This window comes from Stappia sp. MMSF_3263 (assembly GCF_030733745.1).
GTDB lineage: Bacteria > Pseudomonadota > Alphaproteobacteria > Rhizobiales > Stappiaceae > Stappia.
This window is the reverse complement of sequence record NZ_JASHIK010000016.1, coordinates 18,553-41,104: the sequence shown is the minus strand read 5'-3', so window position 1 is coordinate 41,104 and position 22,552 is coordinate 18,553. Positions and strand designations below refer to the sequence as shown.

At 64.7% G+C, this 22,552-nt stretch carries 20 protein-coding genes and 2 tRNA genes; 8 read left to right on the top strand and 14 right to left on the bottom strand.

Going from position 1 to position 22,552, the window contains the following annotated elements; all coding sequences use genetic code 11:
- Positions 1-11 precede the first annotated feature (11 nt).
- Genes RBB46_RS16695 through RBB46_RS16685 form a run of 3 tightly spaced genes read left to right on the top strand, consistent with a single transcriptional unit; the run spans position 12 to position 2,684 of the window.
- Positions 12-1,037 carry an ABC transporter substrate-binding protein gene (locus tag RBB46_RS16695; protein WP_306030146.1) on the top strand — a complete coding sequence of 342 codons (1,026 nt, stop codon included), beginning with the start codon at positions 12-14 and terminating at the stop codon, positions 1,035-1,037.
- A 2-nt stretch (positions 1,038-1,039) separates the two neighbouring features.
- Positions 1,040-1,858, top strand: coding sequence for an ABC transporter ATP-binding protein (locus tag RBB46_RS16690; RefSeq protein WP_306030145.1), 819 nt, complete (start codon positions 1,040-1,042; stop codon positions 1,856-1,858).
- Positions 1,851-2,684, top strand: a complete 834-nt coding sequence (locus tag RBB46_RS16685; RefSeq protein ID WP_306030144.1) for an ABC transporter permease — start codon at positions 1,851-1,853, stop codon at positions 2,682-2,684. The genes RBB46_RS16690 and RBB46_RS16685 overlap by 8 nt, the downstream gene beginning before the upstream one ends.
- Positions 2,685-2,855: 171 nt before the next feature.
- Here the strand turns inward: RBB46_RS16685 and RBB46_RS16680 are convergent.
- The 4 genes from RBB46_RS16680 to lon all read right to left on the bottom strand — a co-directional run bounded on the left by RBB46_RS16680 (position 2,856) and on the right by lon (position 7,048).
- Positions 2,856-2,931: transfer RNA gene (locus RBB46_RS16680), tRNA-Val, on the bottom strand.
- Between the two features lie 285 nt (positions 2,932-3,216).
- A complete protein-coding gene (locus tag RBB46_RS16675; protein ID WP_306030143.1) occupies positions 3,217-4,116 on the bottom strand; it encodes an aspartyl/asparaginyl beta-hydroxylase domain-containing protein in 900 nt (299 codons plus the stop codon).
- A 150-nt stretch (positions 4,117-4,266) separates the two neighbouring features.
- Complete coding sequence (locus RBB46_RS16670) at positions 4,267-4,542, bottom strand: HU family DNA-binding protein (protein ID WP_306030142.1); 276 nt, start codon at positions 4,540-4,542, stop codon at positions 4,267-4,269.
- Between the two features lie 184 nt (positions 4,543-4,726).
- A complete protein-coding gene (lon, locus tag RBB46_RS16665) occupies positions 4,727-7,048 on the bottom strand; it encodes an endopeptidase La (protein WP_369293118.1) in 2,322 nt (773 codons plus the stop codon).
- Here lon and RBB46_RS23360 point away from each other — a divergent pair.
- Complete coding sequence (locus tag RBB46_RS23360; RefSeq protein ID WP_369293117.1) at positions 6,996-7,109, top strand: hypothetical protein; 114 nt, start codon at positions 6,996-6,998, stop codon at positions 7,107-7,109. The two genes, lon and RBB46_RS23360, sit on opposite strands and share 53 nt — an antisense overlap.
- A 512-nt stretch (positions 7,110-7,621) precedes the next feature.
- Here the strand turns inward: RBB46_RS23360 and clpX are convergent.
- From clpX to RBB46_RS16635, 6 genes are all read right to left on the bottom strand, one after another.
- The gene (gene clpX / locus RBB46_RS16660; RefSeq protein ID WP_306030140.1) at positions 7,622-8,887 is read right to left on the bottom strand and encodes an ATP-dependent Clp protease ATP-binding subunit ClpX; all 1,266 of its coding nucleotides are present in this window, start codon (positions 8,885-8,887) and stop codon (positions 7,622-7,624) included.
- Positions 8,888-9,133: 246 nt separating this feature from the next.
- The gene (gene clpP, locus RBB46_RS16655; RefSeq protein WP_306030139.1) at positions 9,134-9,775 is read right to left on the bottom strand and encodes an ATP-dependent Clp endopeptidase proteolytic subunit ClpP; all 642 of its coding nucleotides are present in this window, start codon (positions 9,773-9,775) and stop codon (positions 9,134-9,136) included.
- A gap of 270 nt (positions 9,776-10,045) precedes the next feature.
- On the bottom strand, positions 10,046-11,395 hold the full coding sequence (gene tig, locus RBB46_RS16650) for a trigger factor (RefSeq protein ID WP_306030137.1): 1,350 nt from the start codon (positions 11,393-11,395) through the stop codon (positions 10,046-10,048).
- A 122-nt stretch (positions 11,396-11,517) separates the two neighbouring features.
- A tRNA-Leu gene (locus RBB46_RS16645) sits at positions 11,518-11,602 on the bottom strand.
- Positions 11,603-11,755: 153 nt separating this feature from the next.
- Complete coding sequence (locus tag RBB46_RS16640; protein WP_336623172.1) at positions 11,756-13,288, bottom strand: NAD(P)H-hydrate dehydratase; 1,533 nt, start codon at positions 13,286-13,288, stop codon at positions 11,756-11,758.
- On the bottom strand, positions 13,285-13,692 hold the full coding sequence (locus tag RBB46_RS16635; RefSeq protein ID WP_306030136.1) for a VOC family protein: 408 nt from the start codon (positions 13,690-13,692) through the stop codon (positions 13,285-13,287). The genes RBB46_RS16640 and RBB46_RS16635 overlap by 4 nt, the downstream gene beginning before the upstream one ends.
- A 408-nt stretch (positions 13,693-14,100) precedes the next feature.
- Between RBB46_RS16635 and RBB46_RS16630 the strand changes: the two genes are divergently transcribed.
- Both RBB46_RS16630 and glnA read left to right on the top strand, forming a co-directional pair.
- On the top strand, positions 14,101-14,439 hold the full coding sequence (locus RBB46_RS16630; protein WP_186389296.1) for a P-II family nitrogen regulator: 339 nt from the start codon (positions 14,101-14,103) through the stop codon (positions 14,437-14,439).
- Positions 14,440-14,542: 103 nt separating this feature from the next.
- Positions 14,543-15,952 carry a type I glutamate--ammonia ligase gene (gene glnA / locus RBB46_RS16625; RefSeq protein WP_306030135.1) on the top strand — a complete coding sequence of 470 codons (1,410 nt, stop codon included), beginning with the start codon at positions 14,543-14,545 and terminating at the stop codon, positions 15,950-15,952.
- 77 nt (positions 15,953-16,029) lie between these two features.
- Here glnA and RBB46_RS16620 read toward each other — a convergent pair whose 3' ends face one another.
- On the bottom strand, positions 16,030-16,854 hold the full coding sequence (locus RBB46_RS16620) for a cyclase family protein (RefSeq protein WP_306030134.1): 825 nt from the start codon (positions 16,852-16,854) through the stop codon (positions 16,030-16,032).
- Positions 16,855-16,993: 139 nt separating this feature from the next.
- Between RBB46_RS16620 and RBB46_RS16615 the strand changes: the two genes are divergently transcribed.
- Together RBB46_RS16615 and RBB46_RS16610 are read left to right on the top strand one after the other, a co-directional pair.
- Positions 16,994-18,898: an ABC-F family ATP-binding cassette domain-containing protein gene (locus RBB46_RS16615; RefSeq protein WP_306030133.1), complete on the top strand. Its 1,905-nt coding sequence runs from the start codon at positions 16,994-16,996 to the stop codon at positions 18,896-18,898.
- A gap of 21 nt (positions 18,899-18,919) precedes the next feature.
- Positions 18,920-19,624, top strand: a complete 705-nt coding sequence (locus RBB46_RS16610) for an HAD family hydrolase (protein WP_306030132.1) — start codon at positions 18,920-18,922, stop codon at positions 19,622-19,624.
- Positions 19,625-19,676: 52 nt separating this feature from the next.
- On the opposite strand, the gene RBB46_RS16605 is transcribed toward RBB46_RS16610, so the two are convergent.
- The 3 genes from RBB46_RS16605 to RBB46_RS16595 all read right to left on the bottom strand — a co-directional run bounded on the left by RBB46_RS16605 (position 19,677) and on the right by RBB46_RS16595 (position 22,431).
- Positions 19,677-21,062, bottom strand: a complete 1,386-nt coding sequence (locus RBB46_RS16605; RefSeq protein ID WP_306030131.1) for a diguanylate cyclase — start codon at positions 21,060-21,062, stop codon at positions 19,677-19,679.
- A gap of 197 nt (positions 21,063-21,259) precedes the next feature.
- Entirely contained in the window at positions 21,260-21,985 is a 726-nt protein-coding gene (locus RBB46_RS16600; RefSeq protein WP_306030130.1) for a bifunctional 2-polyprenyl-6-hydroxyphenol methylase/3-demethylubiquinol 3-O-methyltransferase UbiG, read from the bottom strand.
- On the bottom strand, positions 21,982-22,431 hold the full coding sequence (locus RBB46_RS16595; RefSeq protein ID WP_306030129.1) for a DNA polymerase III subunit chi: 450 nt from the start codon (positions 22,429-22,431) through the stop codon (positions 21,982-21,984). The genes RBB46_RS16600 and RBB46_RS16595 overlap by 4 nt, the downstream gene beginning before the upstream one ends.
- Positions 22,432-22,552: the final 121 nt, after the last annotated feature.

Below are 22,552 nucleotides of genomic sequence, written 5' to 3'. Positions count from 1 at the left end.
GGGAGGAATACATGTCCAATACATACAGCAAACTGGCGCGGACAGCGTCCCGCTGGGCAACCCGCATCGGCATGACGGTCGCGGCCGTCGCCCTGACCGGCAACCTGGTGGCAGCGGCAGAGCTGAAGCCCGTCACTGTCGTTCTGCCCGGCTCTTCGGCGATGGCGTGGTACCCGATGATCGTCGCCCAGCAGCAGGGCTTCTTCGCCGAGGAAGGCCTTGACGTGACGATCAAGAGCCTCGACGGCTCCGGCGCCGTCCTGCAGGCGATGGCTGCCGGCCGTGCCGAATTCGGCGCGCCCGGACCGGGCCCCGTCCTCAACGCGGTCGCGCGCGGCGCGGACGTGAAGTTCTTCTACAACCTGTTCTCGCGCGGCCTCTTCGTGCTTGCCGGCGACCGCAACGATGGCATCACGTCGGCCGACGGCCTGCGTGGCAAGCAGATCGGCGTCTCCACCGCCGACGGCGCCGAGGTGTCCTTCGCCCGCAGCGCCCTGTCCTCCGTCGGCGTGCAGCCGGACGAGTACAAGTTCGTGACCATCGGCCAGGAAGGCATGGCCGTCACCGCGTTCGACCGCGACACGATCCACGCCTTCGCCGCTTCCTTCACCGGCATTGCCGTTCTCAAGGATCGTGGCGTCGACATCATCGACCTGACCCCGGAGGGGCTCGACCTGTTCGGCAACGGCCTTGCCGTGCGGGGCGACATCTATCGCGATTCCCCTGAAATGGTGGCCGGCTTCGCCAAGGCAGTTCACAAGGCCACGACCTGGGGCATGAAGAACCCCGAGGGCGTGCTGACCGATGGCGAGACCTACAACCCGCAGGAAGTGGAGCGTCGCGATTACGCCCGCGCCCTGCTGGACACGGTCAACCAGCAATACGCGCCTATCGGCAAGAACACGCTCGGGTTCCTGCCCGCAAGCGGCTGGGATGCCTGGCACAAGAGCCTGCTCGAGACGGGCGAGCTCGACAAGCCGATCGAGGATCTCTCCACGATCTACACCAACGAATTCGTCGAAAACCTGGGAGAATAAGGATGCAGGCGCCGCGGCCGGACGGGGATGCAATTCTCCGTCTCAACAATGTGAACAAGCATTACCGCCGCGCACGGAAAGGCCAAGCCGACATCATTCACGCTGCGAAGGATGTTTCGTTTGAGCTGGAGAGAGGCCAAGTGGCCTCTCTCGTCGGTGCGAGTGGATGCGGCAAGTCGACCGTTCTGAAAATGATCGCCGGCCTGATCCCTCCCACGGGAGGAGACATCCGGTTGAACGATCAGGCCCTGACCGGCCCGAACGAACAGATCGGCATCATGTTCCAGCAGCCGACCTTGCTGCCCTGGCGCAGCGTGCTGGAAAACGTGCTCCTGCCAATCGAGATCCGGGAAGGCCGCAAGGCCGCCGGCCTCGCCCGCGAGCGCGCAATGCAATTGCTGGAAATGGCCGGTCTGTCGGACTTCGCCAATGCGGTTCCCGCCGAGCTGTCCGGCGGTATGGCCCAGCGTGCCGCGATCTGCCGCATGCTGGTGACGCAGCCAGAGATCCTGCTGCTCGACGAGCCGTTCGGCGCGCTCGACGAGTTCACCCGCGAACAGATGAATGTCGAGTTCGAGCGTATCTGCCAGATGCGCAAGGCCACCGCGATCATCGTCACGCACTCCATCCAGGAGGCCATCTTCCTGGCCGATTCCGTGTTCGTCATGTCGCCGCGTCCGGGACGGATCGTCAGGCGGATCGAGATCGACCTGCCCCGCCCCCGCACGCCGGACATGATCACCGGCAGCCGGTTCAACGAATATGTCCGCGAGATACACGACCTGCTGTTCGGTAGCGGCGAGGAGGCAGCCCATGGCTGACAATACCAATGTCGACCCGGCGATCCTGATCGCGCTTGCCGAAAACGAGCGCAAGACCCTGATCGAGCGGACCCCGCAATGGCTGCTCGTGCTGCTGTTCGGCTCGGCGATCATCGCCGTCTGGCATGCCGCCGTGACCTTCAGCGGCATCTCGCAGCTCGTGCTGCCCGGTCCCTACCAGGTGTTGCAGGACCTGATTTTCACGCTGCACAACCTGTTCACGGGCGGTTATGTGGCCCATGCCACATGGATCACCCTGGTGGAGGTCGTGTTCGGCTTCATGCTGGCCGCCGCCGTCGGGCTGGGGCTCGGCATGATCATCGGTGCGACCGCATTCGGCCGCAAGGCGATCATGCCCTATGTGGTGGCGATCAACACCATGCCGAAGGTCGCTTTCGCACCGCTCTTCGTGGCCTGGTTCGGCTTCGGCATCGAATCCAAGATCATGATGGCGGCCTTCATCTCCTTCTTCCCCGTGACCATCAACACGGCGGCGGGACTGGCAGCGACGGACAGCAACATGAGCATGCTGTTTCGCTCGCTGGAGGCGAACCGCTGGCAGACCCTGATCAAGCTGCAGATGCCGTTTGCAACGCCCTACATCTTCGCGGGGCTGAAGCTCGCGGCCGTTTGGAGCGTGATCGGCGTCGTCGTCGGCGAATACATGGGTGGCGGCGAAGGCCTTGGCGAACTGGTGCGCGTTGCCGCGAGCCAATTGCGTGTCGGACGTGTCTTCGCGCAGATCCTGCTGCTCAGCCTGATGGGCCTGTCCGTATTCGGCTTCGTCACGCTCCTGGAACGCTACTTCGTCCGCTGGCGGCGCTAGCCGCCGGCCCTTCAGGGCGCCTGGAAAAGCCGGCATTCCGCACCCGCGGGATGCCGGCTTTCTTTTGCCAACAACCTGACGGCACCGCGACCGGAAGATCCCGCATTCTGGCCGGACGCGGCAGGCCATCGTGTGAACGGTGAACCGGAGACAGCCGGAGGGAGAGAAGAATGGTGGGCGGTGAGAGACTCGAACTCCCGACATCCTCGGTGTAAACGAGGCGCTCTACCAACTGAGCTAACCGCCCCGCGACAGGGTCGGGCAACACAGGCCGGACCGCGCGAGCATCCCGAACCGGCCACCGGTACCGGCGACGAGTTCAAGGCCCGTGCCTTTTAAGCCGAGCCGTCGGCGAATTCAACAGCCGCGTGCGCCTTGTCCCGTGCCCGGACCGGCACGGACCGCCCTGCCCGCCTGCCGCCGGACCGTCGCCAATCAGCCACCCTGCGACAACGGCCGGGAAACTTGCACATGGCGCGCACCCACCCTGCCCCGGCAGCCCGGCATCCGTCCGCGGCGTCGGAGTTTCGTGTCAGTCAGGTGCGACGGGTGCCTGTGTGATCTTGCCGAACCGCGGAAAGACCGGATCGGACAGAACCGCCACCTCCGCCTCGCTCAGGGACGGATGCCAGGTATCGACGGACAGGATGACCCGGTCGCCGCCGCTGCGGTGCTCGACCGAATGCGCGAAGGCATCGTCGAACGTCATGCAGCGCCCCATCACCCAGGGACGGGCCTCGCCGTCCACCACCATGGCCGCATCGGTGTCATCGGCCACTCTGAGGGCCAGATGACGCCGCGCCCGCAGGTTGGTCGAGCCCGAATGCGCCGCGATCTGGGTGCCCGCGACCGTTCCGGCGAAGAAGACGAAGCCGAAATTGCCGCAGACAGGCAACGCGTCGACCAGTGACATAAGCGCCGGCAGCCGCGTGCGTGCCTCGGGCATCTCGCCGCCCGCGCCGATGACGATAAGCGCTGGCCAGGCGCCCCGGGTGACGATCTCCTCGCTGTCGGGATGCGGCTGCATCGCCGCCCGTATATTCGTGAATTCGGCAAGGACGGACGCATGGGCGGCCTCCAGGCGGCGGTCGATCCCATCGGGCAGGAACCAGGGCCGCGTTGGAAGATCCGGCAAGTGCCAGACGCTCGGCGTCACCGCGCCCTGCCGAAGGCGTGGCGGTGGTCGCCAGCCGAGCCGGTCGAACCCGTGCGCGTCATGACGCGGGCCGGCAGAGGCGATCAGATCGTCCTGGAGGGCGCGTGAGGCGGCGATTTCGACAAGCGGGCGATCGAACCATCGCAGGGCGCGAAGACGCGCGCTGGCGGACGTCTCCAGAAGATCCGCGACCCGCACGCAATCCGCGCGAAAGCCGTCCGCCCAGTCTTGCCCGGGAACCGGTGCCTTGTCCTGCCCGCTCGCTCCGCCAGCCATGACGCCCCATCCTTGCCAAAAGGAAAGTTAGAAGCACGCGCCGGCCACGGCAAGTCCGGCCCGCGCAAGTGCAAAGCCGGTCGCAAAACGCAAAACGGCCCTGCGGGCTTTCGCCCGCGGGGCCGTCGGGTAAATCAGAACGGTCTGCCTTCAGGCGTTGACGGCGTCCTTGAGGCCCTTGCCGGCCTTGAACTTCGGAGTCTTCGACGCCGGAATCTGGATCGTCTCGCCGGTGCGCGGGTTGCGGCCCTCGGAGGCAGCGCGCGCGGAAACGGAGAAGTTGCCGAAGCCGATGATACGGACTTCGCCACCGCTCTTCAGGGTTCCGGTGATCGCGTCGAGCGCTGCGTCGACGGCTTCGCCGGCCTGCGCCTTGGTGAGGCCCGTCTTCTCTGCGACCGAGCCGATCAGATCGTTTTTGTTCATGGCAGTCCCTTTCCTGGAAACAGAAAGCCCGACGATTCGTGACAGGCTTCGGGGAGGGACACTCTTGCGAAATCGTGCCCGTGGCAAGCCGAAAAGCGCAGAAATCCGCGATTTTTTGGCCTTTTTGCATGACAAAGGGGCCCCGACTGGTGTCGGGGCCCCTTTTTTGTGAATAAGCAGTGGATCAATGCGCGATGAGCTTGCTGCTATCGTCGTCCTTGACAACCGCCTTGGCCGCCGCCTCAGCCGCGGCCTCGTCCCATTCGATGCGCTCGGGAAGACGCACGAGAGCCGTTTTCAGAACATCCTCCATCCGCGCCACCGGGATAATCTCGAGCCCGTTCTTGACGTTGTCGGGGATCTCCGCGAGATCCTTGGCATTGTCTTCCGGGATCATCACCGTGGTGATGCCGCCGCGCAGGGCCGCGAGGAGCTTTTCCTTGAGACCGCCGATGGGCAGCACCCGTCCGCGCAGCGTGATCTCGCCCGTCATCGCCACATGGCGGCGCACCGGAATGCCGGTCATCACCGAGATGACGGCGGTGGCCATGGCGATGCCAGCGGACGGCCCGTCCTTCGGGGTGGCCCCTTCCGGAACGTGAACGTGGATATCCCGCTTTTCGAACAGCGGCGGCTCGATGCCGAAGTCGACGGCCCGCGAGCGCACATAGGACGCGGCCGCGGAAATCGACTCCTTCATCACATCGCGCAGGTTGCCGGTCACCGTCATCTTGCCCTTGCCCGGCATCATGACACCCTCGATGGTCAGCAGCTCGCCGCCCACCTCGGTCCAGGCAAGACCGGTGACGACACCGACCTGGTCCTCCAGTTCCGCCTCGCCGTAGCGATAGCGGGGCACGCCCAGGAAATCCTCGACGACCGTCTCGTCGACCTTGATGGCCGGCTTCTCGGACATCAGGATCTCCTTGACCGCCTTCCTGGCGAGGGTCGCCAGCTCGCGCTCGAGGTTACGCACGCCCGCCTCGCGGGTGTAGCGGCGGATGACCAGCCTCAACGCGGCATCGGAGACCTCGAACTCGCCCTCCTTCAGGCCATGGTCCTTCTCGGCCTTGGTCAGCAGGTGACGGCGGGCGATCTCGACCTTCTCGTCCTCGGTGTAGCCGGCGATGCGGATGATCTCCATCCGGTCCATCAGCGGCGCGGGAATGTTGAGCGTGTTCGCAGTGGTCACGAACATCACATCCGAAAGGTCGTATTCGATCTCCAGATAGTGGTCCATGAAGGACGAATTCTGCTCCGGATCCAGCACCTCGAGCAGGGCCGATGACGGATCGCCGCGGAAATCCATGCCCATCTTGTCGATCTCGTCGAGCAGGAAGAGCGGGTTGGACTTCTTCGCCTTCTTCATCGACTGGATGACCTTGCCGGGCATCGAGCCGATATAGGTGCGCCGGTGACCGCGGATTTCCGCCTCGTCACGCACGCCGCCGAGCGACATGCGAACGAACTCGCGACCCGTCGACTTGGCGATCGACTTGCCAAGCGAGGTCTTGCCGACGCCCGGAGGTCCGACGAGACACAGGATCGGTCCCTTCAGCTTGTTGGCGCGCTTCTGCACGGCGAGATATTCGACGATCCGCTCCTTGACCTTCTCCAGGCCGTAATGGTCGGCATCGAGCACCTCCTGGGCATGTTTCAGGTCGTGCTTGACCTTGCCCTTCTTGCTCCAGGGGATCCCAAGCAGCCAGTCGAGATAGTTGCGCACGACGGTGGCTTCCGCAGACATCGGGCTCATCTGCTTGAGCTTCCTGAGCTCCGCGTTGGCCTTCTCGCGCGCTTCCTTCGACAGCTTCGTCTTGGTGATGCGCTCTTCCAGCTCGGCCACCTCGTCGCGACCTTCCTCGCCGTCGCCGAGTTCCTTCTGGATCGCCTTCATCTGCTCGTTGAGATAGTACTCGCGCTGGGTCTTCTCCATCTGGCGCTTGACGCGCGAGCGGATGCGCTTTTCCACCTGCAGGACGGAGATCTCGCTCTCCATCAGACCGAGCACGCGCTCCAGCCGCCCGGCAACCGATGTGATCGCGAGGATCTCCTGCTTCTCCGGGATCTTGACGGCCAGATGCGAGGCGATGGTGTCGGCCAGCTTGGAATTGTCGTCGATCTGACCGATCGCGCCGAGCACCTCGGGCGACACCTTCTTGTTGAGCTTGACGTAATTGTCGAACTCCGAGACCACCGAGCGCGACAGCGCCTCAACCTCGACGGAGTCGCTCTCCTCGTCGGTCAGCACGCTCGCATAGGCCTCGAACAGGTCGCTGCGCTCGGTATAGGAGGTGATCTTCGCGCGCGAAACGCCCTCGACCAGCACCTTGACCGTGTTGTCAGGCAGCTTGAGCAGCTGCAGCACGGTCGCCAGCGTGCCGATCTCGTAGATGTCGGAAGGATCCGGCTCGTCATCGGAGGCGTTCATCTGCGTGGCAAGCAGGATCTGCTTGTCGGCGCTCATCACCTCTTCAAGCGCGCGGATCGATTTTTCTCGGCCCACGAAGAGCGGCACGATCATGTGCGGGAAAACGACGATATCGCGCAGGGGCAGGACGGGATGAAGCGCATCTTCGCCCTCGGGCCGCACATCGAACTCAGTCATGGGTTTTCCTTTCCTTGCGAACCCGCCGCCCCGGGGAGTGGCAGACACGACGGGCGCATTGCCGGAAGCGGTGCCGGATGGCCTTTGCGCACGCCCGGCGAGTGTCGCCGTGTATGCACGTTCGGTCTCCTGGCTGGCCGATCTCCGCTGCCCCGTTTTCCGGGCACGGCGGCGGTCGCCCCGCTTGCCTGTTATGCCAATAGGTGGCGAGCCCCCTCCAGCGTGTCAAGGCGCGCCGTTCGCGCGTTCGCCCCGCAGTGTCACAAGACTACGCCCAATGCGGTCTGATTCGCCGAAAAACTGCGGTTCACACAGGATCAAACGGTGGAAATCCCGCTCGTTTACGCCGCCACCGCCTGCAAATGGTTCCTGAGCCGGTGAAGATATGCCCCGGCGGCAACTGACGGACACGAAAAGACCCCGAACCGCAAGCGGTCCGGGGTCTCTCGTTACACGCGCAAAGACAGCGGATCAGGCCGTCGTCGCGGAATTCTCCGCCCGGTCCTCGTAGATGTAGAGCGGGCGGGCCTCGCCGGTCACGACCTCGGCCGAGATCACGACTTCCTTGACGCCCTTGAGGCCGGGAAGTTCGTACATCGTGTCGAGCAGGATCGCCTCGAGGATGGAGCGCAGTCCGCGCGCACCGGTCTTGCGCTCGATCGCCTTGCGGGCGACCGCCTTGAGCGCTTCCTCGTGATAGGTGAGCTCGACATTCTCCATCTCGAACAGCCGCTGGTACTGCTTGACCAGTGCGTTCTTCGGCTCGGTGAGGATCTCGACCAGGGCTTCCTCGTCGAGGTCGCCAAGCGTCGCGATCACCGGCAGGCGGCCGACGAATTCCGGGATCAGGCCGAACTTCAGCAGATCCTCGGGCTCCAGCTCGCTGAACAGCTCGCCGGTTCGCCGGTCTTCCGGCGCCTCGACATTGGCCTTGAAGCCGATCGAGGTCTTGCGGCTGCGGTCGGAGATGATCTTCTCCAGGCCGGCGAAGGCGCCGCCGCAAATAAACAGGATGTTGGTCGTGTCCACCTGCAGGAATTCCTGCTGCGGATGCTTGCGTCCACCCTGCGGCGGCACGCTGGCGACCGTGCCTTCCATGATCTTCAGAAGCGCCTGCTGAACGCCCTCGCCCGACACGTCGCGCGTGATCGACGGGTTGTCGGCCTTGCGGCTGATCTTGTCGACCTCATCGATATAGACGATGCCGCGCTGCGCCCGCTCGACATTGTAGTCGGCCGACTGGAGCAGCTTCAGGATGATGTTCTCGACATCCTCGCCGACATAACCGGCCTCGGTCAGGGTCGTTGCGTCGGCCATCGTGAACGGCACGTCGAGAATCCGCGCCAGCGTCTGGGCGAGCAGCGTCTTGCCGCAGCCTGTCGGGCCGACGAGCAGGATATTCGACTTCGCCAGTTCGACGTCGTTGTTCTTCGACGCGTGATTGAGCCGCTTGTAGTGGTTGTGCACCGCGACCGAGAGAACCTTCTTGGCCGGACCCTGCCCGATCACGTAGTCGTCGAGAACGGCACGAATCTCCTGCGGCGTCGGAATGCCGTCGCGCGACTTCACCAGCGAGGACTTGTTCTCCTCGCGAATGATGTCCATGCACAGCTCGACGCATTCGTCGCAGATGAAAACGGTGGGGCCGGCGATCAACTTGCGCACTTCGTGCTGGCTCTTTCCGCAGAAAGAGCAGTAGAGCGTGTTTTTCGAGTCGCCGCCGCTGGCTTTAGTCATCAGGTAAACCCCGCGTGGTTCGGAAGACTACCGGTCTTCCGCTGTGTCTTGGCGAGATGAACGTTCAAACGTCCATCTCTTTCCCGGAACCGGACCTACGACGCGCCCGCACTCGTCCCGCAATTGTCATCATGCTTCCACCTCAAAAATCAATATACGTTTAAGGCGAACGCATGGCGCCGGTTTTGCCCGACGGTAGGAAGCCGCAACATCCATCGATTCGCGGCCTTCCCGTAGTCCGTTACATCACTTCGGCTTGCTCTCGCCGCCGGCAAGGCTCGAGCGGTCGGAGATGACCTCGTCGATGATGCCGAAGGACTTGGCTGTCTCCGCCGTCATGAAGTTGTCGCGCTCGAGCGCTGCCTCGACCTGGTCGAGCGTCTGCCCGGTGTGCTTGACGTAGATCTCGTTCAGCCGCTTCTTCAGCTTCAGGATCTCCTGGGCGTGCAGCATGATATCCGCCGCCTGCCCGCGGAACCCGCCGGAAGGCTGGTGCACCATGACGCGCGAATTGGGCAGCGAGAAACGGCTGCCCTTGGCGCCGGCCGCCAGAAGCAGCGACCCCATGGAAGCGGCCTGGCCGATACACAGCGTCGACACTTCCGGCCGGATGAACTGCATCGTGTCGTAGATCGCGAGACCCGACGTCACCAGCCCGCCGGGCGAGTTGATGTAGATCGCGATCTCCTTGGTCGGGTTCTCCGCCTCGAGATACAGAAGCTGGGCGCAAATCAGCGTCGCCAGGTGATCCTCGATAGGGCCCGTGAGGAAAATGATGCGCTCCTTGAGGAGCCGCGAATAGATATCGAACGCGCGCTCGCCCCGGTTCGTCTGCTCGACGACCATCGGAACGAGTGAGTTCACGGCGAAATCGACTGGATCCTTCATGCCTCGTCCATGCTCTGGAGGAACGCCCCTTGCCTTCGTCTTGAAGGCTCGATCTCTCGGACACGGTGCCAAGGCACGATCGGAAAGGAGCGGTCTCTGTATCGGTCTTGAGTCGAAAAAAGCGACACCCATACATAAGGGATGTCGCCTTGATCCGAAAGATAGGTACTGGCCAGCCGCGGGCAAGGGTTAAAACCCACAGGATCCGAGATACGAAACGGCCCCGGCATGGTGCCGGGGCCGTTCCTCGTTTCACTGGCCGGCGAAGGATCAGGCGGCGGTCTCGTCGCCCTCGTCTTCTGCCATCAGCTCGTCCTTGGTAACCGTCTTGTCGGTGACCTTGGCAAGCTCGAGAATGTAGTCGACGACCTTCTCCTCGTAGATCGGGGCCTGCAGGCTGGCGAGCGCCGTCGGATTGCTCCGGTAGAACTCGAACACTTCCTTTTCCTGGCCCGGGAACTGGCGAACCTTCTCGTAGAGGGCGCGCTGCACCTCTTCGTCGGTCACCTTGACCTCGTTCTTCTCTCCGACCTCGGAAAGGACGAGGCCCAGACGCACGCGGCGCTCGGCGATCTTGCGGTACTCGGCGCGCGCCTCGTCCTCGGTCGTCTCCTCGTCCTCGAAGGACTTGCCGGAGCGCTCCATGTCCTGCTCGACCTGGCGCCACACGCCGTCGAACTCGGACTGGACCAGACGCTCGGGCAGGTCGAACTGATAGACCTCGTCGAGCTTGTCGAGAAGCTGGCGCTTCACCTTCTGGCGGGTCATCGCGCCGAACTGGCTCTCGATCTGGCCGCGGATGATCTCCTTCAGCTTGTCGAGGCCCTCAAGGCCCAGCCCCTTGGCGAAGTCGTCGTCGACCGCGACCTCGCCCGGAGCCTGCACTTCCTTGACGACGATGTCGAAGGTCACGCCCTTTCCAGCCAGGTGCTTGGCCGGATAGTCCTCGGGGAAGCTGACTTCGATGACTTTCTCGTCACCGGCCTTCAGGCCGACGAGCTGCTCCTCGAAGCCGGGAATGAACTGCTTGGAGCCGATCACCAGCTGGCCGTTCTCGTCGGCGCCGCCCTCGAAGGGCTCTCCGTCGAGCTTGCCCAGATAGCTCATCTGCACGCGATCGCCGTCTTCCGCCGCACCGTCCTTGGTGGCGAACGGCTTGTTGTTGGCAGCGATCTGCGTGATCTGCTCATCGACCTCGGCATCGTCGATCTCGACGATCGGGCGCTCGATCTCGACAGTCTTGAAGTCGATGATCTCGAACTCCGGCAGAATGTCGTAGCTCAGCGTGAAGGCAATGTCGGCGGAGCCTTCAAGAATGGCTTCGGCGTTGCCCTCCGGCAGGTCGATCTCCGGCTGCAGCGCGGGCTTCTCGTTCCGCTCCTCGACCGCCTTGCGGGTGGTCTCGTTGAGCATCTCGTTGAGAATCTCGGCGGTCGCCTGGCGGCCGTACATGCGCTTCATGTGCGCCATCGGCACCTTGCCCGGCCGGAATCCCTTGATTTTCACCTTATCCTTGAGGTCTTCAAGATAGGTGTCGAGGCGGCTAGCAAGCTCAGACGCCGGAATGACGACTTTCAGTTCGCGTTTCAGCCCCTCGGCCAGCGTTTCGGTTACCTGCATGGTCGTGTGCTTCGTCCTTGATCGAGAACGTCTTTCCGACAGCTCGTGTGATTGTGGTCCCCGGCTCGGGAGTGCTTGGCCGGGTTCGCTAAAATCCGGTGCTCATCGCTTCGGGCCTGACGTGGTGCGGGCGGAGGGACTTGAACCCCCACGGCGTGCGCCACCAGAACCTAAATCTGGCGTGTCTACCAGTTCCACCACGCCCGCGACGTGCATAGGCGCCCAAAGTCAAGGCGCGGCCTCTATAACACCCCGTTTGGCAGGGTCAAAGGAAAATCCGGGAGCCGTCCACCACCCGCGGTCGCCCGGCGAGCCGCGGGTTTCCGGAGACTTCGGCCGGCCCGGGATGCCCTCGCCTCGCTAACCGGCGAAGTGTTCGCCGAGCGCCAGGCGCAACGCCGGCTCAAGATCCTCGGCCGTCAGCGCCGGACCGGCCAGAACGCCAGCCCGTCCGTGCAGCCAGACAGCCGCCGCGGCCGCCTCGAACGCCGGCGCGCCCTGCGCCAGCAGCCCGGTCACGATTCCGCACAGGACATCGCCCGATCCGGCCGTTGCCAGCCATGCGGGCGCATTGTCGTTGACCAGCGCGCGTCCGTCAGGTGCGGCAACCACCGTGTCGGGCCCCTTCAGCACGACAACACCGCCGGTCAGTCGCGCGGCGGCCCGCGCCCGCGTCAGCTTCGATGGCGCGCCGGCCCAGTCCACGTCTCCGAACAGGCGGGCAAACTCGCCGTCATGCGGCGTCAACACCACATCGCGTGCGCGCTTGCCGGACCGCGACGCGATCGCCTGGGCCAACTGTCCGGATGCCTCCTCGAACGCGGTCAGCGCGTCGGCATCGAGAACCACCGCCCGCAGGCCGGAAGAAAGCGCGACCAGCGCCAGTTCGCGCGTGCCGGCGCCCGCACCAGCCCCCGGCCCGATCGCGACCGCATTGAGCCGGCGGTCGGAGAGCAAGTCTCCCAGCCCGTCCTTCCCCTGGAACTTGCGCAGCATCACCGCCGTCAGGTGCATGGCATTGACCAGTGCCGCCGACGGCGGGGTCGCCACCGTGACGAGTCCCGCGCCTGAGCGAAGGGCAGCGCCTGCCGCAAGCCGCGCCGCACCGGTCGAAAGGGACGGGCCGGAGACGACCACCACATGCCCGCGCGCATATTTGTGATCGCCCGGGCCGGGTTCGCGGAGCGCCATGCCCCACAGCTGCGCATCGTTGCGCCAGGTTCGCTCCCGGGCGTCCTCGTGGACCGTGTGCAGGACCTCATCGGGAATGCCGATATCGGCGATCTCCAGCATGCCGCGCAGCCGGCGGCCGGGAAACAGGTAGTGCCCGGGTTTGCCCCGGAAGAAGGTTACCGTCCTATCCGCCTCGATGGCGGTCCCCAGGACCGTGCCACCCCCTCCCTCCACGCCCGAAGGCAGGTCGACACTAAGCACGGGCAGTTCGGACAGGTTGACCAGATCCACAGCCTCGGCGACCACCCCGGTGAGCGGACGAGCAAGGCCCGCGCCGAACAGCGCATCGATGACGATGCCGGCGGTCGCCAGCGACGCCGCGACACCACCGGCGGTCAGCTGAGTGCAGGCAATGCCGGCCGCCTCCATCTCCTCAAGCGCCAGCGCGGCATCGCCCGCGACCCGCTCGCGCGCGCCCAGCAGATGCACCTCGATCCGGTATCCGCGCCGACGCAGGACCGTCGCGGCGACGAACCCGTCGCCGCCATTGTTGCCCGGCCCGGCAAGAACCAGCACCCGCGCCGCCAGCGGAACCATCCGGGCGCAGGCGTCGGCAACAGCGAGGCCGGCACGGCGCATCAGGTCGATGCCCGGTGTGCCGCCCGCAACGGCAAGCGCGTCCGCCTCCGCCATCCCCTCCGGAGACAGAAGCTCGTTCACCCCTCGGCTCCACCGGCGAGCACGACGGCCTGGGGCTCCGAGAGTTCAACCAGATTGCCGTCGGGATCGCGGACATAGACCGAGCGCAAGGGCGACATCGCACCAGTGCGCGACACCGGCCCTTCCTCGATGGCGACATGAGCCTCCTTCAGCCGCTGTATCGCGTCGTCAAGCGAGGTCACCAGGAAGCAGAGATCGCCCGATCCCGGCACGGGCTTGCGTGCTGCCGGCGAGAACTCGGCCCCGGCCGCGTGCAGGTTGATCTTCTGTGCGCCGAAGCGCAGCGCCCGCCGGCCACCACCGAAAACCACCTCCTCCATGCCAAGCACTCCGCAATAGAAGCCAACCGTCCGGTCGAGGTCGGCAACCGTGAGCACCAGGTGATCGAGCGCCTCGATCCTCATGCCAGTCTCCCCATTGTTCTGCGGAGCAAACCGCCGCCTTCCACGGCACCCGCGGCTGTCGTCCGTCTTCCGGTTATCCCTTTGAAGAGTTTCCCGAACCGGAACGATGCGCAAGACGGCATCTTTGCGAGGTCGGGCAGGCAGCCTCCCTCACGGTCCATTGCGCTTCCACCAGCCACTCCGGTTCAACAAAGCGATTCCTGCCTATTTCTTGTTCAGAATGCATAGTGTTTAATCAGCATAAGCCGACTGTCCATTCGCCCGACCTGAAAATTCCGGGTAAATTGCCCGAATTACAGGCTCTTTTTTCGGCAGGCGAAGTTGGCACGCCGCGTGCTACTGAGGAGTTGGCACAGGCCCGGAACGGTCGGCATTTCGAAACAGAAACGACGCGAAGTGGCGGAGGCGATGAAGAAAATCGAGGCAATTATCAAGCCGTTCAAGCTCGATGAGGTCAAGGAGGCGCTCCAGGAGGTCGGTCTCCAGGGCATCACCGTGACGGAGGCCAAGGGATTCGGCCGCCAGAAGGGCCACACCGAACTGTATCGCGGCGCGGAGTACGTCGTCGACTTTCTCCCCAAGGTGAAGGTCGAGATCGTGCTCACCGACGATCTGGTCGACAAGGCCGTCGAGGCGATCCGCAACGCCGCCCAGACCGGCCGCATCGGCGACGGCAAGATCTTCGTGTCCACCGTCGAGGAAGCGGTCCGCATTCGTACCGGCGAGACCGGCACCGACGCGATCTGATCCGCTCGCGGGGCCAGATCGGACGGACACTGTCCGGGCGGGTCACTCCGCCCAATCTCGTAAACGAACACACTGACACCCAAGGAAAACAGGGAAGCTTTAAATGACGAGCGCCAGCGATATTCTGAAGGAAATCAAGGATAAGGACATCAAGTTTGTCGACCTGCGGTTCACCGATCCGCGCGGCAAGCTGCAGCATGTCACCATGGATGCCGGCCTCGTCGACGAGGACATGTTCGCCGAAGGCGTCGCCTTCGACGGGTCGTCCATCGCCGGCTGGAAGGCGATCAACGAGTCCGACATGACGCTCGTCCTCGATCCCGAGTCCGTGCATGTCGATCCGTTCTTCGCCCAGTCGACCGTGGCCATCGTCTGCGACATCATCGATCCGGTCTCTGGCGAGGCCTACAACCGCGACCCGCGCACGACCGCCAAGAAGGCCGAGGCTTACATGAGCTCGCTCGGCATCGGCGACACTGTCTTCGTCGGCCCGGAAGCCGAATTCTTCATCTTCGATGACGTCCGCTTCTCCGCCGATCCGTACAACACGGGCTTCAAGATCGACAGCATGGAACTGCCGTCGAACATGGGGTCGGAATACGAGACGGGCAATCTCGGCCACCGTCCGCGCACCAAGGGCGGCTACTTCCCCGTCCCGCCGATCGACAGCTGCCAGGACATCCGCTCCGAGATGCTGACGGTCCTGACCGAGATGGGCGTCACCGTCGAGAAGCACCACCATGAGGTGGCCGCGGCCCAGCACGAGCTCGGCATCAAGTTCGACACGCTGACCCGCAACGCCGACAAGATGCAGATCTACAAGTATGTCGTGCACCAGGTCGCCCATGCCTATGGCAAGACGGCAACCTTCATGCCCAAGCCGGTCTTCGGCGACAACGGCACCGGCATGCACGTTCACCAGTCGATCTGGAAGGACGGCAAGCCCGTCTTCGCCGGCAACCAGTATGCGGATCTCTCCGAGACCTGCCTCCACTACATCGGCGGCATCCTGAAGCATGCCAAGGCGCTGAACGCCTTCACCAACCCGTCGACCAACTCCTACAAGCGCCTGGTCCCGGGCTACGAGGCACCGGTCCTGCTCGCCTACTCGTCGCGCAACCGTTCGGCCTCCTGCCGCATCCCCTTCACGTCCTCGCCGAAGGCGAAGCGTGTCGAGGTCCGCTTCCCGGACCCCTCGGCAAACCCGTATCTGTGCTTCGCCACGCTGCTGATGGCCGGCCTCGACGGCATCAAGAACAAGATCCATCCGGGCGATGCGATGGACAAGAACCTCTACGACCTGCCACCGGAGGAGCTGAAGGAAATCCCGACCGTCGCCGCCTCGCTGCGCGAAGCCCTGGAAGCCCTCGACGCCGACCGCGACTTCCTGAAGGCCGGCGGCGTCATGGACGACGACCAGATCGACGCCTATATCGAACTGAAGATGGAAGAGAACATGCGTTACGAGATGACGCCGCATCCGGTCGAGTACGACATGTACTACTCGGTCTGATCCGCGCGCCTTTCGGCAACGCGATCTTTCAAGGGAAACCCCCGGCCTTGGCCGGGGGTTTTTCTTTGGGTGACAGCCTACACCAGCGCCAGCACCCGGCTCGGGCCGCCGGTCGCGCCCTTGATCTTCGGCGCGCCAACAACCAGCGTCGCCCCCTTGGCCGGCACCTCGTCGAGCCCGGCGACGCATTCCAGTCCCCAGCGCCCGGAGGGCAGCCACGTGTAATGCGTGTCGAAGGTCTTCGACGCGCCATGGTCCAGCGACAGCGTGTCGGAGGCCATGCCGACCACGCCCTTCTCCATCATGTAAAGGCAGGCCTCCTTGGAAAAGCCGGGGAAATGCATCGCCCCGTCCGCATCCGCGTTGCGGTATTTCTCGCTCGCCACATGGGCCGCCCAGCCGGAATTCATGGCAACGCATCCCCCGGACGGCAGATCGCCATGGGCCGCCTCATAGGCCTTCAGGTCCTCCACCGAAAGCTGGTAGTCAGCATCGGCCGCGGCCTTCTCGCGGACATCGACCACGGCAAGCGGCACGACCAGTTGCTCCATGGAGAGTTCGTCGGCGGATGCCCCGTCGGCGGAAAAATGCAGCGGTGCGTCAAGATGGGTGCCGGTGTGCTCCGCCAGGTGCCACGTATACATGTTGAAGCCGTCCTTGGAGAACTCGGCCGTGCGCTCCATCTGCAATTGCGGCTTGCCGAAGAAGGTCGGAAAGTCCTCCCCCAGCGCGTGGGTGAGATCGACGGCCCGCGTGAACGAGACATCCGCCGCCTGTGCGGCGCGCGGCGGGGGAAAAGCGCTGAAGACGGCCGCGCCCGCCGCCGCGCCCGCGACGCCCTTGAACAGGCCACGCCGGCTCAGACGGCGCGCCACGACTTCCTGACAACCCGGAACACACATGCTTTTCCCCTCTCGATTGCGATAGGCAGGACCTGCATCCTAGGCTGTGCGGGGGCAGCGTTGCAATTGGGTCACCTCAACGCCGCAACACGTCCGCCACCCCTTGCGCGACCGGCCGTTTACCGCCATTGATCCGCCCATGTTGCAGATCACCGACCTCACCTACCGTATTGCCGGACGCACGCTGATGGAGCGGGCCAGCGTCATGCTGCCGACCGGCGCCAAGACCGGCTTTGTCGGCCGCAACGGCGCGGGCAAGTCCACCCTGTTTCGCCTGATCACCGGCGAAAGCGCTCCTGAGAGCGGAGAGATACGCATGCCCAAGGGCTTGCGCATCGGTCAGGTTGCCCAGGAGGCGCCGGGAACCGAAGAAACGCTGCTGGAGGTGGTTCTTGCCGCCGACACGGAGCGCGCCCTGCTGCTTGCGGAAGCCGAAACCGCCAGCGACCCGCTGCGCATCGCCGAGATCCACACGCGGCTGGCCGATATCGACGCCCACACGGCGGAGGCGCGCGCCGCGCGCATTCTCGCGGGCCTCGGCTTCGACGCCGATGCGCAGGCCCGCCCGTGCTCCGCCTTTTCCGGCGGCTGGCGCATGCGCGTGGCGCTCGCGGCCGTGCTCTTTTCCGAGCCCGACCTGCTGCTGCTCGACGAACCGACCAACTATCTCGACCTGGAAGGCACGTTGTGGCTGGAAAGCTATATCGCGCGCTATCCGCACCAGGTGCTGCTGATCAGCCACGACCGCGACCTGCTCAACAAGGCCGTCGATTCGATCGTTCATCTCGACCAGTTGAAGCTGACCTTTTACCGCGGCGGCTTCGACAGCTTCGACCGGCAGCGCCGCGAGGCATTGATGCTGCAGGAGAAGAGCCGTGAGAAGCAGGAGGCCCAGCGCAAGCACATGCAGGCCTTCGTCGACCGCTTCCGCGCCAAGGCCTCCAAGGCCCGCCAGGCCCAGTCGCGGCTGAAGATGCTGGAAAAGATGGAGCCGATCGCCGCTATCGTCGAGACCGATGCGCTTCCGATCTCCTTCCCGGACCCCGACGGCCGGCTCGCGCCGCCGATCGTGCGCATGGAAAACGTCTCCGTCGGCTACGGCGACACGACGGTGCTCTCGCGCCTGTCGCTCAACATCGACAATGACGACCGCATCGCCCTGCTCGGCTCCAACGGCAACGGCAAGTCGACCTTCGCCAAGCTCGTCGCCGGGCGGCTGGAGAAGAAGGCCGGCGAGACCACCAAGGCCTCGAAGCTTAAGGTCGCCTTTTTCGCCCAGCACCAGCTCGACGAGCTGATGCCGGCCGAGAGCCCCGTTGCCCATGTGCGCCGGTTGATGCCGAGCGCGCCGGAAGCCAAGGTGCGCGCCCGCGTCGCGCGCTTCGGCCTGCCCACAAGCCGCATGGACACGCCCGCCAAGGATCTGTCGGGCGGCGAGAAGGCGCGTCTCCTGCTGGGCCTCGCCACCTTCGAGGGGCCGCATCTGCTGATCCTCGACGAGCCGACCAACCATCTCGACATCGAAAGCCGCGAGGCCCTGATCCAGGCGGTCAACGCGTTTGACGGCGCCGTCATCCTGATCAGCCACGACCGGCATCTGGTCGAGGCCTGCGCCGACCGCCTGTGGCTCGTCGCCGACGGCGGCGTCCAGTCCTTCGACGGCGACATGGAAGACTATCGCCGGCTCGTGCTGAAGCGCGACAAGGGCGAGCGCAACGGCAAGAAGGGAGCGCCTGCCACCAGGGCCGAGGCGCCAGTCGCAAGCGACGCATCCCCTGGCGAGCAGGAGCGGCGGCGCGGGACGGCGGAACGCCGGGCGCGGCTTGCGCCGCTGCGCAAGGAGGTCCAGGCCGCCGAGAAGGAGATCGCCCGGCTTCAGGAGAAGATCGGCAGGCTCGACGCGGCCCTTGCCGATCCGGACTTCTTTCTCAAGGATGCCGAGCGGGCGACGAAGTTCGCCAAGGAACGGGCCCATCTTGAAAAGAAGCTGGTCCGCACGGAAGAGCTCTGGCTTGAACTCTCCGCCGAGCTGGAAGGCACCTGAGACCGGCAACGGGAATCAATGATGGCACCGTCACGATTGACGACGATCGGCTTCGATGCCGATGACACGCTGTGGCACAACGAGCGCTTCTTCAAGCTGACCCAGGACCGTTTCGCCGAGCTTCTCGCCGACTATAGCGAGTGGGAAAGCCTGGAGGAGCGCCTCCTGGCCGCCGAACGGCGCAACGTGCGGCACTACGGTTACGGCATCAAGGGTTTCACCCTCTCGATGATCGAGACCGCTATCGAAGTGACCGACGGCACACTGCCGGCTTCCGTCATCGGCGAAATTCTCGAGGCGGGCCGCGACATGCTCTCGCACCCGATTGAGCCGCTTCCCCATGTGGAGGAAACTCTCGTCGCATTGGCGGGCGACTTCCGGCTCGTTCTGATTACCAAGGGCGACCTGTTCGACCAGGAACGCAAGATCGCGGCATCGGGCCTCGGCGAACACTTTCACGCGATCGAGATCGTGCACGAAAAGACGAGCGAGACTTACGAGACCCTGTTCGCACGCCATGGCGACGGCGCGGCGCGGGCGATGATGGTCGGCAATTCTCTGAAGTCCGACATCCTGCCGGCGCTGCAGGCGGGCAGCCATGCGGTTCACGTGCCATACGAGCTCACCTGGGCGCTCGAACACGCGGACGAGCCTGTCGACCATGACCGCTTCCACCAGGTCGCGCATCTGGGCGAACTGACGGACATGCTCGCCCGCCTGCGCTGAACCTAGCGGCACTGGAAGACAGCGCGAGTCCGCCGTCTTCCGGTGCGGAACGCTACCCTTTGCGACGCTCCATCTCGGTCCGGTACTCCAGTGCCCTGTGCTTGCCCGCATCCTTGGCCCCGTACATGGCCATGTCCGCCCGCCGCATCAGTTCGGCCGGGTTCAGAGGCTCGGTGGTCGTGGCATGGCCGATGCTGGCACTCACGGTGATCCGGTGTTCGCCGACGGTGAACGGTACCGAGAATGCCTGGATGACGCGTTCGGCAAGTCCTCCCGGAGGAAGCGAGCCGGTCTGCGCGAGCGCGAACTCGTCGCCTCCCAGCCGGCCGATGGCGGCGAAATACTCCTGGAACCCGGCGATGCGAACCGCCACCGCCGCGATCAGAATATCGCCAACGGCATGTCCCCAGGTATCGTTCACCTGCTTGAATCCATCGAGGTCGAGCATGTGCAAGGTCAGCGGCCGCCCGGGCGTGGTGTTCGGAGCCAGCACCTCCAGCGCTTCCATGAAGCCGCTGCGGTTCAGCATTCCGCTCAGCGGATCGCGCTTGGCCTGGTATTCCGCGATGGCGGCGATGCGGCGCAGTCTCAGCGACTCGAGCACGCCGGCGGCCAGGACCATCAGCAGGAACACCACCAGGATCGCGCCGGCGACGACAAGCATGGGCTGAAGGCGCTCGAACGCCCGATCTCCCGGTTGTCGGCTTGGCCAGGAAAGAAAGCCGATCGGGGCCCCCGAAACATCCTTCAGCGCCAGATTGAGCCGGTTGGCAAGCGGATCGGATTGTAGCGTCAAGCCGGCAATCTGGTAGTCCTTTGAAATGACTTCGACGATCGCCTCGTCCATCACCTTCAGCAGGATCAGGACCGGATTGTCACGACTTGCAGCCGGGTCCATGTCGAAGCGGCGGAGTGGCATCGCAGCCGCCGCGGCGATGCCCTCGCCGGTCCCGGCAAGGCCGGAGACCGGCGCGTCGTCACCATCGCGGGCCCTCGCGGCCAGCGTCATGAGCGGTGCTCCGGACACGAGCGACGGATCGAAAGGCTCTCCTTCCAGATAGGCCGACAACACGGCCCCGTCGCTGCCCAGCACGATCACGCCATCGTAGAGCGGGTAATCCTTGATCCCCCAATTGTCGAGGATCCAGGCCTGCGCCGTGTCGGAGGTAACGGCATCATAGGCCTCGTCCCACAACGCGTTGTCTCGAACCGTCAGGGACAGGCGTCGTTCCAGCGCCGCAACCGCGGCCGCGGCCGCAGCCGTCGCGCGCTCGTCGTCTATCGTATTGGCCGTCTCTCGCATCGACAGGACGACATGGGAAACGATCAGCAACAACGCCACGGCGACAGCGAGGAAAACCCCGGTCACCACGGAAATCGACCAGATCTGGCCGGGCGTGACCAGCGGCTGGATCCCCGATCCCGTCTGATCGGGCAAAGTCCTGCGCTTCCCCATGCCGCCAACCCTACCCTGCAGGCCACTCCAGGTCACGATTGACGCGCGTATCATTCGAGCGCATGGACCTGGAAGAGAAAAGCCTCGGCAAAAATCCCTAGTATTCGATCCTGCTTAGCTTGATTCGGTGCTTCAGGCACGCAGCCGCTGCGGCGCTGGCGTCACAATCGCATCCTCCGTCAAACGCCATGCCCGGGATGTTCGTTCCTCCATCGCCAGACGGCACGCACATGCGGGATCACGCGTTCTCCCCGGCGGACTTCGTAGGCATGTGTCTCCTGGCAGGCAAGGCCCAGCGCCTCGAACCGGGCGAGTTCCGAAGGGGTAAGCGGCCAGGGCGGACCGGAACTCTCCGTACCCTCCTCCCTGGAGCGGTTGATGACGAGAAGCCGCCCCCCGGGCGCGACAAGACGGGCAATGGCGGCGAAACCGGCCACCCGAAGCTCGCCATGGAGCGCCTGCAGCGTGTAGCACTCATGAACAAGGTCGAAGGCACCTATCCACTCGGGCGGCGGATCGAACAGGTTGGCGGCCCGATAGTCGACCGGACTTTGCGGGAAGCGCGCCCGCGCCCATTGGATTGCTGTTTCCGACAGGTCGAATGCGGTCGTCCGGTAGCCGGCCGCCGCCAGCGCCTCGGCATTGTCGCCGAGCCCGCAGCCGATATCGAGGGCGCTTTCGCCGGCAGCCGCGTTGTCCGCCAGCCAGTCGGTCAGTTCCTGCTTGGGCGCCAGATCCGCCCAGGGCACGGCTGCGGGATCTCCTTCGGCCGTGTCATAGACCGCATCGAACCAGGTCGAACGATCCTCGCGATTGCCGCCCTTGGCGCCGAACAACGTATCGAGCCGGTCGCGCGCCGCATCCCGGCGCCGGATGAAATCGTCGTCCCACGGCGTTGCACTCATGCCTTCTTCTCCCATCGTCCGCTCTCCGCCTGCTGCCAGTAGGTCAGCTCGTGCCCCGCAGCTTTCAGCGTCTTCCAGTGCGCCCGCGCATCGGCAAGCGCTTCCGGGTCGTGGCCGTCGAACAGGAACACACCGCGCGCGTAGGAGGACAGGTCAGGCGGCGCGGCCCGGTCGACGAGAAACCGCACGCTCGCCGCGTTCGGATTTTCCGGCCCCTCGGTCAGGTAGACGGGCTGCGCCTCGGCATGGCCGTCGGCCACCGTGCCGTGCGGCAGGAACGCATCGTCGCGATACGTCCACAGAAGCGAATCAATCGCCTCGCACCGCTCACGCGAGCCGGTCTGCACGACGCAGCGCCAGCCCCGCTTGAGGCTCGTCTCCAGCAGGCCCGGCAGCACTTGCTCGAGCGGCTTGATCATCAAGTGGTAGAACAGGACCTCCGTCATCCGCCCAAACCCCTTGCCAGAGAAAGCGTTTTTCTCCTGTCGCGGCGCCTTCCGGCCTTCCTCCCTGCGGCAGGTCTGCAACAGGTGCCGCGGGAAGTGACGCAGCGGTCGACAGCGGCTT

Excerpts from the sequence above, each read along its gene's own strand:
- RBB46_RS16695 (WP_306030146.1), top strand. The coding sequence starts at position 12 with ATGTCCAATACATACAGCAAACTGGCGCGGACAGCGTCCCGCTGGGCA.
- RBB46_RS16690 (WP_306030145.1), top strand. The coding sequence starts at position 1,040 with ATGCAGGCGCCGCGGCCGGACGGGGATGCAATTCTCCGTCTCAACAAT.
- RBB46_RS16685 (WP_306030144.1), top strand. The coding sequence starts at position 1,851 with ATGGCTGACAATACCAATGTCGACCCGGCGATCCTGATCGCGCTTGCC.
- RBB46_RS16675 (WP_306030143.1), bottom strand. The coding sequence starts at position 4,116 with ATGGCTGGCGGAGCGAGCGGGCAGGACAAGGCACCGGTTCCCGGGCAA.
- RBB46_RS16670 (WP_306030142.1), bottom strand. The coding sequence starts at position 4,542 with ATGAACAAAAACGATCTGATCGGCTCGGTCGCAGAGAAGACGGGCCTC.
- clpX (WP_306030140.1), bottom strand. The coding sequence starts at position 8,887 with ATGACTAAAGCCAGCGGCGGCGACTCGAAAAACACGCTCTACTGCTCT.
- clpP (WP_306030139.1), bottom strand. The coding sequence starts at position 9,775 with ATGAAGGATCCAGTCGATTTCGCCGTGAACTCACTCGTTCCGATGGTC.
- tig (WP_306030137.1), bottom strand. The coding sequence starts at position 11,395 with ATGCAGGTAACCGAAACGCTGGCCGAGGGGCTGAAACGCGAACTGAAA.
- RBB46_RS16635 (WP_306030136.1), bottom strand. The coding sequence starts at position 13,692 with ATGAGGATCGAGGCGCTCGATCACCTGGTGCTCACGGTTGCCGACCTC.
- RBB46_RS16630 (WP_186389296.1), top strand. The coding sequence starts at position 14,101 with ATGAAGAAAATCGAGGCAATTATCAAGCCGTTCAAGCTCGATGAGGTC.
- glnA (WP_306030135.1), top strand. The coding sequence starts at position 14,543 with ATGACGAGCGCCAGCGATATTCTGAAGGAAATCAAGGATAAGGACATC.
- RBB46_RS16620 (WP_306030134.1), bottom strand. The coding sequence starts at position 16,854 with ATGTGTGTTCCGGGTTGTCAGGAAGTCGTGGCGCGCCGTCTGAGCCGG.
- RBB46_RS16615 (WP_306030133.1), top strand. The coding sequence starts at position 16,994 with ATGTTGCAGATCACCGACCTCACCTACCGTATTGCCGGACGCACGCTG.
- RBB46_RS16610 (WP_306030132.1), top strand. The coding sequence starts at position 18,920 with ATGGCACCGTCACGATTGACGACGATCGGCTTCGATGCCGATGACACG.
- RBB46_RS16600 (WP_306030130.1), bottom strand. The coding sequence starts at position 21,985 with ATGAGTGCAACGCCGTGGGACGACGATTTCATCCGGCGCCGGGATGCG.
- RBB46_RS16595 (WP_306030129.1), bottom strand. The coding sequence starts at position 22,431 with ATGACGGAGGTCCTGTTCTACCACTTGATGATCAAGCCGCTCGAGCAA.